Origin of the sequence: Azospira sp. (assembly GCF_030247495.1) — a bacterium.
In the GTDB taxonomy this organism is placed as follows: domain Bacteria; phylum Pseudomonadota; class Gammaproteobacteria; order Burkholderiales; family Rhodocyclaceae; genus Azospira; species Azospira oryzae.
The window spans coordinates 343,345-354,360 of sequence record NZ_JAOTRW010000003.1; the positions used below are offsets into that span (position 1 = coordinate 343,345).

The following is an 11,016-nucleotide window of genomic DNA, read 5'->3' on the forward strand; positions in this document are numbered from 1 at the left end:
TTGCGGGCGATGGAGGCAAGCCTAGTGGGGGAGTGTTTATTATGAAAAATACTATTTTGAAATGCCTATATTGCAAATTTGAATATATGCAATTGTGCTGACCGGCGGGGCGGGTGGCGGCCCCGGGGATGTGTCGCTGATGACAGGTAAAGCTCGGCGGGCGCCCGTTCAAGGGCGCAGAAAGGACGCAGAAAGAGCTGCAGAAAGGGCCGCTCCAGCCCGGTGAGGTGGCTGGGCTGATTTCGCCTACTGTGCTGCCGCCGCCGCCCGGGCCAGTTCCTCCCGGCTCAGTACGAACTCCCGGCTGTTGGCCAGCCGTTCCACCGCCAGGTCGATGAAGCGCCGCACCCGGGCCGGCTGGGCCCGGCGGCTGCCGTAGTAGATGAACATCTGGTAGCTGTCGGTCATGTGTTCCGGCAGCAGGGGCACCAGGCGTCCGCTGCGGATCAGGGCGGCGCCGGTGGGCACGGCGATCTGGGCGATGATCTCGCCGGCCAGCACGGCGTGCAGTTCCAGTTGTTCGTCGTTGGTGCAGAAGGCCGGGCGCACCGGGTGGTCCTGCTCTCCATCGCCCACCTTGACCCGCCAGGGGATGATGCGGCCGTCTTCGGAGTGGCGGAAGACGCTGCAGCGGTGGGCCTCCAGATCGTTGAGGCTGCGCGGCACACCGTGCCGCTGCAGGTAGCTGGGGGCGGCGCAGATCACCATCTGCATGGGGAAGAGGGGGCGGGCGATGAGGCCTTCCTCCGGTGCCGCGCCCAGGCGAAAGCCCACGTCCACCCGTTCCTCCACCCAGTTGCTGCGCCGGTCGTCGAGCTGGATGTCCGGCTGCACCTCCGGGTAGAGGCGGCAGTATTCCTCGATCACCGGGCCGATGACCGATACGGAAACCGAGCGGGGGCCGACGATGCGCAGGGGCCCGGCCAGGTCTTCCCGGGTCTGCCGGGCACCGCTCAGAGCCTGTTGCAGGCCGAGCAGGGAGGGCCGGGCCGCCTCGAAGAAGCGCTGCCCTTCTTCCGTCAGGGACATGCTGCGGGTGGTGCGGTGAAAGAGCCGCACCCCCAGGTGCTGCTCCAGCTGGCCCAGGGCCTTGCTGGCGGCCTGGGGGGATATCTGCTGGGCCGCCGCGGCCTTGCTCAGGCTGCCCAGTTCCACGGTGTGGATGAAGGTGGCGATGGAGCGCAGTTCGTTGATGGCCATGGGGCTTCCCCGGGTTATTTACATCGAATGGTTGTAAATAATACAAACCATTTGGCGGTAGTTGGATGTTTGTTGCCCCGTTACAGTTCGTCCATCGCGTTTTTCGATGCGTCCCCATTCCCTTCAGGAGGATTCTCAAATGGACAACTTCACTTTCTTCAATCCCACCCAAGTCGAATTCGGCAAGGACAAGGAACAGGCCATCGGTCGCCATCTGGCCGAGCACGGCATCAAGAAGGTGCTGCTCTGCTACGGCAGCGAGCGCATCAAGCGGGACGGCCTCTTCGCCGTGGTCAGCAAGAGCCTGGCGGAGCAGGGCATCGCCTTCGTCGAATGCGGCGGCATCGTCAGCAACCCGGTGATTTCCAAGGTGCGGGAGGCCATCGCCCTGGCCCGCGACCATCAGGTGGGGGCCATCCTCAGCGTCGGCGGCGGTTCCGTGCTGGACAGCTCCAAGGCCATTGCCGCCGGCGTGCCCTACGCCGGCGACGTGTGGGATCTCTTCATCGGCAAGGGCCGCATCGAATCCGCCCTGCCGGTGTTCGACATCCTCACCCTGGCCGCCACCGGCAGCGAGATGAACAACGGCGCCGTGGTCACCAACGAGGCAACCCAGGAAAAGTTCGCCATCACCTCCGTGCATACCTATCCCAAGGTCTCCATCGTCAATCCGGCCCTGATGAAGACCGTCTCCCGGGATTACCTGGTGTATTCGGCGGCGGACGTCATCGCCCACGCCATCGAGGGCTATTTCACCGCCAAGGACGAGCCCCGCTTCCAGTCCCGCCTGGTGGAAGCCATCATCAACACGGTGATCGAAACCACCGAAACCCTGCTGGTCGACCCGGAAAACTACGAAGCCCGGGCCGAGTTCGCCTGGGCCGCCACCCAGGCCCTCAACGGCCTGCTCTACGCGGGGATCTCCGGCTACAGCTACCCCAACCACATGATCGAGCACTCCCTCTCGGCCCTCTTCAACGTGCCCCACGGCGCCGGCCTCTCCGTGGTCATGCCGGCCTGGATGAAGTGGTACCACAGCCGCAACCCGGTCCAGTTCCAGCGTTTCGCCAAGTACGTGTTCGGCGTGGAAACCGCCGAGCAGGGCATTGCCGCCCTGGAGAAGTGGTTCGACAAGATCGGCACCCCCACCCGCCTTTCCCAGCTGGGCATCAGCGAGGCCGACCTGCCCAAGACTATCGACAACGTGCTGGGCAACGCGGTCCATTTCGGCGTGGCCGAGACCTATCCCCGGGAAGTGGTTGCCACCATTCTCAAGAGCGCTCTGTAAGCCTGGGCAGCCTGCCGGGCCTGGTTAGGGATTGCTGAGCCGGGGCCCTGAGTCCTGGCGCGGCAGTAATGAAAAGGCGCTGATTTCCGCGTGGAATCAGCGCCTTTTTTTGTTTCCAGCCCCTTGCCTGCCGGGGGGACTTTGGTTTTCCGCGATGGGCCTACTTCTCCCGCCGCAGCATCCCCGTCACATCCACCCGCCGCAGGGCTTCCACTTCGGCCACGGTGGGCGGGGCGATCATGCGGGCGTGGCGGAAGACTTTCAGGTCCCAGCCGGTCTGGGCCCGCACTTCGTCCACGCTGGAGAAGGGGTAGTAGGCGTCGAGCCAGAATTCCTTGGTTTCCGGATGGGGCCGCAGGATGCCCAGGGTGGTGACGATGGCGGAGGGGCCGCCGCCGACGAAACCGTAGCGGGCCCGGGCGTCGCCGCCTTCGAGATAGCCGGGGGAGGAGATGTAATCCACCTTGTCGACGAAGCGCTTGGCCTCGTGGGTGACCATGATCACCGTTCGCTTGGCGCCGCTGGCGATGTCGTTGGCGCCGCCGGCGCCGGTGAGGCGGGTCTTGGGCGGGGTGTAGGTGTCGCCCAGGCCGTTTCCCTTGCTGCGGTCCCAGATGCCGGTCGTATTGACGTTGCCGAACTTGTCCACCTGGGCGGCGCCGATCAGGCCCACGTCCACCCGGCCGGAGGCGACGAGGAAGCCCAGGGCGTCGAGGCCGCCGGTGAAGCTGGTGGCGTTGGCGGAGAGCCGGTTGCATTCGATGCCCCAGGGCAGGCCGCCGATGGGGGTGGCGCCGTAGATGCCGCCTTCGGTCATGGAGCGGATGTTGGGGCCGTGGTGTTCCTGGGCGAAGTAGCCGGCCAGTAGCGACAGGCCGACACCGAAGATGGCCAGTTCGCCGTCCTTGATTTCCCGGCCGGCGGCGATGGCCATCATCTCCTGGCGGGAGTAGCGCAGGGGCCCCTTGCGTTCGGCGGTCTCCGGGGCGGAGTCGGTGCGGGTGGCGGTTGCGGTGCTCATCAGGCGGCCCTCTCAGTCAGGGGAGTGGTATGCAAAGGGAAGTGGCGTCGTGGGCTGGCCGCCCTCGCGTGGCTCGCAGCTACGCAGGCTCGGTGGCTCATGCGGCCCTCTTCAGAATGTGGTTTTCAGCTTGCAGCTGTTCCACCTTGGCCCGGTCCAGGATCCACTGGCGGTAGGGGTCCAGGAGGAAGCGGGTGGGGCTGTCTTCCAGTTTGGAGATGACGTCCTGGCCGATGAGGTTGAGGTAGGCATCCACGGTCTGGTAGGAAAAGATGTAGCGGTCGATGTAGCGGAAGGTGCCTTCTTCCGTAGCCAGCCATTCGTTCATCAGCTTCATGTGGGCTTCGTCCACGTCATGCACGCCGGGGGAGGCGGCGGGCCAGGCGGAGAAGGGCCACCACACCACGGCGTCCACGATCAGGCCGGGGATGCGTACCAGGTTGGGGTACTGGCGCATGCAGTCCGTGTCCACGATGTGGTCGGCCACCAGCACCAGGCGCTTGGCGGCCCGGGAGAGTTCGAAGCGGCTCCACTCGGAGCCGATCATGATGGCGTTGCCCTCCGGGTCGGCCAGGGTGACGTGGATCACCGCCAAGTCTGGCTTCAGGGGCGAGTAGGCGCCCAGGGTGCGGCCGGAGAAGGGGTCGGCGATCTCGGGAATCTTGCCCGTGGCCGGGTATTCCTCGGGGGCGAAGGCGCTGCGCTGCTGGATGTCGGAGCCGATACAGGTGGTGGCGGGGACGAAGGGCCAGTTGAGGGCGCCGCCGAGAAAGCGCAGGGCCATGGCCAGGTTGGAGTAGTCCTCCAGGGCCAGCTTGCCTTCTTCGACGACGCGGCGCAGGCCGTTGGCAAAGCCGAAGCCCTCCAGGCCGGAGAAGCCCACCTCGGCCTTGTCCACCGTGCCGGCGGCGGCCAGCAGGTTGAGCTGCTGGGTGTTGCAGTGGAACAGGGCGTGCAGGTTGCGCCGGCCCTGGCGCACCAGTTCGCGGCCGAAGGCGATGGCGTCGGCGCCCACCGGCAGGCCGGCGCCGCTGGCGTACTGGATGCCGTCGCCGGCGTAGCGCTGGGCGGCTTCGGCCAGGGGCAGGAGTTTGTTAATGGACATGGCGGGGATTCCCTTGCGTGAGGTGCTGATCGGTGGCGACCTGAATGGTTTTGTCGCTGTGCTTGGGCTCGGCGGCAAGCAGGCCCAGGTCGGCGGCGAGGGCGCCGACTGGCTGGCCGTAGGGCGAGAGGCCGCGCAGGACGCCGGCCTTGTCGAAGAGGAAGACGCCGGCGGTGTGGTCCAGGGTGTAGCCCATGCTCTCGGAGGGCTGGCGTTCGGCCACCAGCTGCAGTTCCCGGATCAGGTCGGCGGTGGCGCTGTCGCCGCCCCACAGGCCGAGGAAGGGGCGGCCGCCCTGGGGAGCGAAGGCGGCCACGTATTCCTTGAGCAGGGCGGCGTGGTCCCGCTCCGGGTCCAGGGTGATGAAGAGCACCTGCACCTGGCGGCGCTGGGCGGCGGGCAGGGCTTCCACCGCGGCCTTCAGTTCGGCCAGGGTGGTGGGGCAGACATCGGGGCACTGGCTGTAGCCCACCGCCAGGGCCACGGCCCGGCCGCGGAAATCGGCCAGGCGGCGCACCTTGCCGGCGGTGTCGGCGAGGCGGAATTCGGGGCGGCGGGGCAGGCCGGCAGCAGGCGCATCGGCCTGCAGCCGGGGCGCGTTGGCCGCCTGGGCGGCCCTGGCGCCGGCGAAGGGGTATTGCTCGTATTCGGCCTTGACCACGTACTGGCCGAGGCGGCTGAAATCGGCGGCGGCCAGGGTGCCGGTATGGCGGTAGAGGAATTCGCCCCGGCCGTCGAAGAAGGCGAAGGAAGGGGTGGCGAAAGCGCCGAGCTGCCGTGCGAAGTCGCCCGCCGAGCCGCGCCGGCCGGCGAGATCGAGGATGGGTTCGCTGCGGGCCAGGTCCACCTTGACGCTGCGGTAATGCCGGCTGAAGCGGGCCGTCACGCCTGGGTCCTGGAAGACCGTGCGTTCCATCTCCCGACAGCCGGGGCAGTCGGGCAGGGTGAAGGCGACGGCCAGCTTCCTGCCCTCGGCCCGGGCGGCCCGGGCCTCGGCCTGCAGGTCCGTGGCTTCCCGGGTGAAGAGTGGGGAGAAGCGGGCTTCCCCGGCGCCCGCCGCAGCGGAGGCCAGGGCAGCGAGGAGGGCCAGCAGGCCCAGGATGCGTGACGGTGACGGCATGGCGGATTTTCTCAGCGCACCCAGAAGAGGGCCTTGTGGCGCAGCTTGTCCAGGCCGGTCATGGCCAGCCAGGTGACGAGGCCGGTGTAGAGGATGCCGGCCACCATGCGCGGGTAGTCGGCGAAGTCGGCGTAGTACTGCACGAAGCGGCCCAGGCCGGCGTTGGCGCCGAACAGCTCGGCCACGGTCAGCAGGATGAAGGAGAAGCCCAGGCCCACGGCGGCGCCGGAGAAGATGTGGGGCAGGCTGGCGGGGAACACCACCTTCACCAGGGTTTCCAGGCGGGAGAAGCCCAGCACCCGGGCGTTGTCCCGGTGCCGGCCTTCCACCGCCAGGGCGCCGGCGGCGGAGTTCTGGAAGACGGGCCAGAAGGCGCCGATGAAGACGACGAAGGTGGCGGAGAGGTGGAAGGTGGGAAGCACGGCGATGGCGTAGGGGATGTACACCGTGGGCGGGATGGGCGCCGCCACCTTGGCGAAGGGGAACAGGCCGCGGCCGACCCCCGGCACGATGCCGGCCACCAGGCCGAGGGCGATCCCGGTGGCGACGGCCAGCAGGTAGCCCGGCGCCAGGATGAAGAAGGAGGAAACGGTGCCCTTCCACAGTTCCGGCAGGGATTCCCACAGGGCCTCGGCGACGATGCGGGGGCCGGGCAGCAGGGGGTTGGCGCTCTGGTCGATGAAGTAGGTGGAACCCTGCCAGGCCAGGAACAGCACGGCCCACAGGGCCACGGCTTCCCAGGCGGGGAGGCGGGAGAGGAGGGCCGGGAAAAGGCCGGAGTGGGGGGCAGAGCGGCCCTGCCGGGGCGTCTTGTCCACCAGGGGCGAGGCCAGGGCCTCGCCTTCCAGGGCTAGGGATTCGGACATGGATTTCTCCTTCACATCAGTTCAGTACGTTGGCCTTACGCCGCCGCCAGGCCGGACAGCACGTCCGCGTCCAGGCGTTCGGCGATGTCCTCGCGCAGGGCGTGGAAGGCCGGGGAGGCGAAGAGGCGGGCCCGGTTGCGGGGACGCTCGAAGGGCACCTCGATCTGGGCCAGGACCCGGCCGGGGGAAGCCCCCAGCACCGCCACCCGGTCTCCCAGGTAGAGGGCCTCGTCCACGTCGTGGGTGACGAAGACGATGGTGCGGCGCGGGCTGGTGCTCTGCCACACTTCCAGCAGCAGGTCCTGCAGCTTGCCCCGGTTGATCGGGTCGAGGGCGCCGAAGGGTTCGTCCATCAGCAGCACCGGCGCTTCCAGGGCCAGGGCCCGGGCGATGGCGGCCCGCTGCTGCATGCCGCCGGAAAGCTGGAAGGGGTACTTGCCGGCGGCGTCCGCCAGGCCCACCCGGCCCAGATAGTCCCGGGCCTTCTCCCGGCGTTCGGCGCGGGAGAGCTTGGGGTGGGCCTTGGCCACGGCCAGGGCCACGTTGTCTTCCACCTTCAGCCAGGGGAATAGGGAGTAGTTCTGGAAGACCACGGCCCGGTCGATGCCGGGGCCGGTGATGGTGGCGCCCTGCCAGGCCAGACGCCCGTCGGTGGGGGCTTCCAGGCCGGCGATGAGGCGCAGCAGGGTGGATTTGCCGGAGCCGGAAGGCCCCAGCAGGGTGAGGAACTGCCCCTCGGGCACTTCCAGGGCGACCCGGCGGAGGATGGTGTCTCCCTCGCCGTAGGCGAAGGAGACGTTATCCACCGCCAGACCGGTGGCGCTGGTCTGGGCGGCGTTGCTCACAGGGTGTCCCTTTCCTTGAATTCCTTGAGGCGGGCCTGGTAGAAGGCGTCCTTGGGATTTTCCCTGGCCAGGGATTCCAGGGCCTTCTGGTAGATGGAGAGTTCGAAGATGGGGGCCAGGGGGCGCTTGCCCTCGATGAACTCGGAACCGATCATGGACAGCCAGAACTTCTCCACGCCCTTCACGTTGGGGTCGCTGCGCTGTTCCAGGTTGGGGGAGTAGTAGCCCTTCTCCAGGATGGCCCGATCCAGCTTGATGTACTTGGCGATGGCGTCGATGGTCTCCTTGCGGTGCTCGGCGGCGTACTTCTCGGCCTGCAGCACGGCGCGCAGGAAGCGTTCCAGGGTGGCGGCGTCCTTCAGCTTGTTGCCGGAGACGATGACGCGGCAGCAGGGGTGGCCGGGGGAGAGGTCGCCGGAGCGCACCACCACCTTGAGGCCCTGCTGTTCGGCGCGCAGGTCATGGGGACCCCACACCAGGCCTGCATCCACCTGGCCGGACTTGACTGCCTCGATGACGGCGGGCGGGTTCTTCAGTTCGAAGATCTGCAGGTCGCTTTTCCAGTTGATCTTGGCGTCCTTGAGGGCGCCGCGCAGCACGGCGTCGCCGGAGGCCAGGCGCACCGTGGCGACCTTCTTGCCCTTGAGGTCGGCGAGGCTGCGGATGGTGCCGGCCAGCTCGGGCTTGACCACCAGGGCCGCGTCCTGGCCCATGATGCCGCCGATGATCTTGATGTCCGAGCCCTTGGAGTAGAACAGCAGGGGCGCGGTGGTGCCGAAGGTGCCCACGTCCAGCTTGCCGGCGATGACGGCGTTGATGCCGTCGGCGGAGTTCTGGAATTCCACCAGTTCCACCTCCAGGCCTTCCTTCTTGAAGAAGCCCTGTTCCTGGGCGACGAAGTACTTGGCATGGCCGGTGACGGGCAGGTGGCCCACCTTGAGGGTCTCGGCCTGGGCGCCGGCTGCAGCGGCAGCCACCGCCAGGGCCGCCAGCAGACGCTGGGGCAGGCGCTTGAGGAAGCGGGAGGTACGGGTATTTTTCATGGAAGCTCCTGGCTCGATTCGTGAATGGACGGTGCCACTATAGGAAAGCTGGCTAATAACCGAAAAATAATGAATTAAGATTTAAATAGTTCGTTTGGCTATATATTGGACAAGCCGACACTCGAGGGGCGGCGTTCAGGCGGCCTGCCGCTGATGTTCCGGCAACGGGTCGAAGCCCGCGTGGGGGCCGGGAGCTGCAGGGGGGCTGCCAGCGGCGGCCGGGAAGGGCGTGGCGATGCCGGTGTCGAGCAGGGCATGGCGGGCGGGCAGGCATTCCCGGGCCGGGCGGGCCAGGTAGTAGCCCTGCAGCTGGTCGGCGCCGGCGTCGATGGCGATGGCCAGCTGGTCCGCCGTCTCGATGCCCTCGAAGACCACCCGGGCCTCCAGGTCGTGCACGATTTCCACCAGGCGGGGCAGCACGCGCCGGGCCTTGGGATTGGTGCCGGCCTCGACGATGAGGCTGCGGTCCAGCTTGACCACGTCCGGCTCCAGTTGCCACAGGCGGTCGAAGTTGGAATGGTGGCGGCCGAAGTCGTCGATGGCGATGCGGTAGCCCCGGGAACGGTAATTGGCCACCGCCTCCTTGATGCGACCGGAGTCGTCGATGGCGCTTTCCAGGATTTCCAGCACCACCCGCTCCGGGGTCAGGCCCAGGCGTTTGAGGATGGCTTCGAAGACCAGGCCGTGGTCGCCGGAAATGGCCAGCAGGTGCCGCGGATGGATGTTCAGGTAGAGGTCGCCGCCGCTGCTTTTGGTCTGCAGCAGGTAGTTGAGGGCGTGCACGGTGCGGGCCAGGCGGTCGAGGAAAACGATTTCCTCCCCGTCCGTGGGCAAAACGAAGACGGCTTCGGGGGCGAGGGGGCTGCCGTCGGCAGCGGTGGCGCGGAGCAGGGCTTCGTGGCCGGAAACCTGGCCGCTGCGGGCGTCGGTGATGGGCTGGAAGGCGCTGTCCAGGGTGAGGCCGGCAAAGCGGCCGGTGACCCGGTTGTGGGCGAGGCTGAGGGAGTCGCCGGGGCTCAGGTGGGGGCCGTACTGGCTGCGGTTACGGTCGTTCAGGTAATGGACGAGATCGGTCAGGGGCATGGTGTTCTCCGGAATCTGGTGATGTGCTTGATGAACTGCGCCATGGGCGGAAGCTGGGTCTGGCGGATGGTGTCGGGCACATTCGACAAGGAGGGCAGGCGTTCCGGCGGGTCATGGTGTTCTCCTGGGTTGGGAGCGGATGGCCGAACTTTAGGTCATCTGCTTAAGCGTTAAAAAGACTTAATAGTCTTTTGTTTATTCTGTATGGGAATAATAAATAGGCGGAGCCGTTTTTAGCCTGGATCAAATGCACGGGGGTATAGCTGAGTAAAATGCTCAACTATTAAATCCCGACAAATTTTGTCGGATATTCTCAGGAGAGCATCATGTTGTGGGGCAAAAAGCAGCGGCGGCTGGCGCAACTGGAGCAGGAAGTGCGGCAGTGGGCGGCGCGGGACGAGCAGGCACGGGCAGAAATCCAACGCCTCCAGGCCGAGGCCGGGCAGTGGCGGCAGCAGGCGGAAAACCTGGAGCAGGAACGCCAGAGCCTGGGCCGGGTGTTCGGCAGCCTGGATGCCTTCGGCGCCTCCCTGACCGGGGTCAGCCAGTCCTTCGTCGGCCTCGCCGGCCACCTCAACCAGGACAAGCTCTCCGCCGCCGAGGCCGCGGGCCAGGCCCTGCATAACCGGGAATCCTTCGCCCGCATCGCCAGCAACCTCACTTCCCTGGTAGAGCACCTGGGCCACTCCTCCCGGCGGGTGGAAGACCTGGCCCGGCGGGCCGGGGAGATCGGCGGCATCGTTCAGCTGATCAAGGAGATCGCCGACCAGACCAATTTGCTGGCCCTCAACGCTGCCATCGAGGCGGCCCGGGCCGGCGAGGCAGGCCGGGGCTTCGCCGTGGTGGCCGACGAGGTGCGCAAGCTGGCGGAGCGCACCACCCGGGCCACGGTGGATATCGGCACTCTGGTCACCACCATCCAGACGGAAACCGGCGCCGCCCACGACGCCATGCAGGCCGGTGCCGGCAATGCGGCCCGCTTCGCCGCCGACAGCGAGGCGGCCATGCGCAGCATGGAAGCCCTGCAGGGTCTCTCCGCCGCCATGGAGGCCAGCGTGGACGGGGCCGCCCTGCTGGCCAATGTGGAACTGGCCAACCTGGAGGAACTGAGCCTCAAGCTGGAGGTGTACAAGGTCTTCCTCGGCATCTCCGGCCTGCGCCCGGAACAGGTGCCGGACGAGACCGAGTGCCGTCTGGGACGCTGGTATTACGATGCGGAGGTGAAGGCCCGCTTTGCCCGCCTGCCCGGCTACAGCGCCCTGGAATCGCCCCACCGGGCGGTGCACCAGCGGGCCCGCCAGGCCCTGGAGCTGCACTACGCCGGCCGCACCGAGGAATCCCTGCAGGCCCTGGCCGCCATGGAAGAGGCCAACCAGACCGTGATGGCGGGCATGGGCCCCATGCTGGGCCACGCCCTCTCCGGCCGCTGAGCTGCCGTGCCGGCG

At 67.3% G+C, this 11,016-nt stretch carries 10 protein-coding genes; 2 read left to right on the forward strand and 8 right to left on the reverse strand.

Annotated features, from left to right (window positions below):
* Positions 1-246: 246 nt before the first annotated feature.
* Complete coding sequence (locus tag OEL49_RS05045) at positions 247-1,200, reverse strand: LysR family transcriptional regulator (RefSeq protein WP_287874135.1); 954 nt, start codon at positions 1,198-1,200, stop codon at positions 247-249.
* Between the two features lie 139 nt (positions 1,201-1,339).
* Here OEL49_RS05045 and OEL49_RS05050 point away from each other — a divergent pair, with 139 nt between their 5' ends.
* Positions 1,340-2,488: an iron-containing alcohol dehydrogenase gene (locus tag OEL49_RS05050; RefSeq protein WP_287874136.1), complete on the forward strand. Its 1,149-nt coding sequence runs from the start codon at positions 1,340-1,342 to the stop codon at positions 2,486-2,488.
* A 160-nt stretch (positions 2,489-2,648) separates the two neighbouring features.
* On the opposite strand, the gene OEL49_RS05055 is transcribed toward OEL49_RS05050, so the two are convergent.
* From OEL49_RS05055 to OEL49_RS05085, 7 genes are all read right to left on the reverse strand, one after another.
* Positions 2,649-3,509, reverse strand: a complete 861-nt coding sequence (locus tag OEL49_RS05055) for a CoA-transferase subunit beta (RefSeq protein ID WP_207222142.1) — start codon at positions 3,507-3,509, stop codon at positions 2,649-2,651.
* Between the two features lie 97 nt (positions 3,510-3,606).
* A complete protein-coding gene (locus OEL49_RS05060; protein WP_152089431.1) occupies positions 3,607-4,614 on the reverse strand; it encodes a CoA transferase subunit A in 1,008 nt (335 codons plus the stop codon).
* Positions 4,604-5,734 (reverse strand): SCO family protein, encoded by a 1,131-nt coding sequence (locus tag OEL49_RS05065; protein WP_287874137.1) that lies wholly within the window; start codon positions 5,732-5,734, stop codon positions 4,604-4,606. Before OEL49_RS05065 ends, OEL49_RS05060 begins: the two co-directional genes overlap by 11 nt.
* An 11-nt stretch (positions 5,735-5,745) precedes the next feature.
* Positions 5,746-6,600 (reverse strand): ABC transporter permease, encoded by an 855-nt coding sequence (locus OEL49_RS05070; protein ID WP_287874138.1) that lies wholly within the window; start codon positions 6,598-6,600, stop codon positions 5,746-5,748.
* A 35-nt stretch (positions 6,601-6,635) separates the two neighbouring features.
* Entirely contained in the window at positions 6,636-7,445 is an 810-nt protein-coding gene (locus OEL49_RS05075; protein ID WP_014237185.1) for an ABC transporter ATP-binding protein, read from the reverse strand.
* On the reverse strand, positions 7,442-8,488 hold the full coding sequence (locus tag OEL49_RS05080) for an ABC transporter substrate-binding protein (RefSeq protein ID WP_014237186.1): 1,047 nt from the start codon (positions 8,486-8,488) through the stop codon (positions 7,442-7,444). Before OEL49_RS05080 ends, OEL49_RS05075 begins: the two co-directional genes overlap by 4 nt.
* Before the next feature lie 135 nt (positions 8,489-8,623).
* Positions 8,624-9,571, reverse strand: a complete 948-nt coding sequence (locus tag OEL49_RS05085; protein ID WP_014237187.1) for an EAL domain-containing protein — start codon at positions 9,569-9,571, stop codon at positions 8,624-8,626.
* A gap of 326 nt (positions 9,572-9,897) precedes the next feature.
* On the opposite strand from OEL49_RS05085, the gene OEL49_RS05090 reads away from it, so the two are divergent.
* Positions 9,898-11,001, forward strand: a complete 1,104-nt coding sequence (locus tag OEL49_RS05090) for a methyl-accepting chemotaxis protein (protein ID WP_287874139.1) — start codon at positions 9,898-9,900, stop codon at positions 10,999-11,001.
* Positions 11,002-11,016: the final 15 nt, after the last annotated feature.

What these genes read in the sequence shown, in the direction of transcription:
- OEL49_RS05045 (WP_287874135.1), bottom strand. Translation starts at nt 1,200, where the DNA reads ATGGCCATCAACGAACTGCGCTCCATCGCCACCTTCATCCACACCGTG.
- OEL49_RS05050 (WP_287874136.1), top strand. Translation starts at nt 1,340, where the DNA reads ATGGACAACTTCACTTTCTTCAATCCCACCCAAGTCGAATTCGGCAAG.
- OEL49_RS05055 (WP_207222142.1), bottom strand. Translation starts at nt 3,509, where the DNA reads ATGAGCACCGCAACCGCCACCCGCACCGACTCCGCCCCGGAGACCGCC.
- OEL49_RS05060 (WP_152089431.1), bottom strand. Translation starts at nt 4,614, where the DNA reads ATGTCCATTAACAAACTCCTGCCCCTGGCCGAAGCCGCCCAGCGCTAC.
- OEL49_RS05065 (WP_287874137.1), bottom strand. Translation starts at nt 5,734, where the DNA reads ATGCCGTCACCGTCACGCATCCTGGGCCTGCTGGCCCTCCTCGCTGCC.
- OEL49_RS05070 (WP_287874138.1), bottom strand. Translation starts at nt 6,600, where the DNA reads ATGTCCGAATCCCTAGCCCTGGAAGGCGAGGCCCTGGCCTCGCCCCTG.
- OEL49_RS05080 (WP_014237186.1), bottom strand. Translation starts at nt 8,488, where the DNA reads ATGAAAAATACCCGTACCTCCCGCTTCCTCAAGCGCCTGCCCCAGCGT.
- OEL49_RS05085 (WP_014237187.1), bottom strand. Translation starts at nt 9,571, where the DNA reads ATGCCCCTGACCGATCTCGTCCATTACCTGAACGACCGTAACCGCAGC.
- OEL49_RS05090 (WP_287874139.1), top strand. Translation starts at nt 9,898, where the DNA reads ATGTTGTGGGGCAAAAAGCAGCGGCGGCTGGCGCAACTGGAGCAGGAA.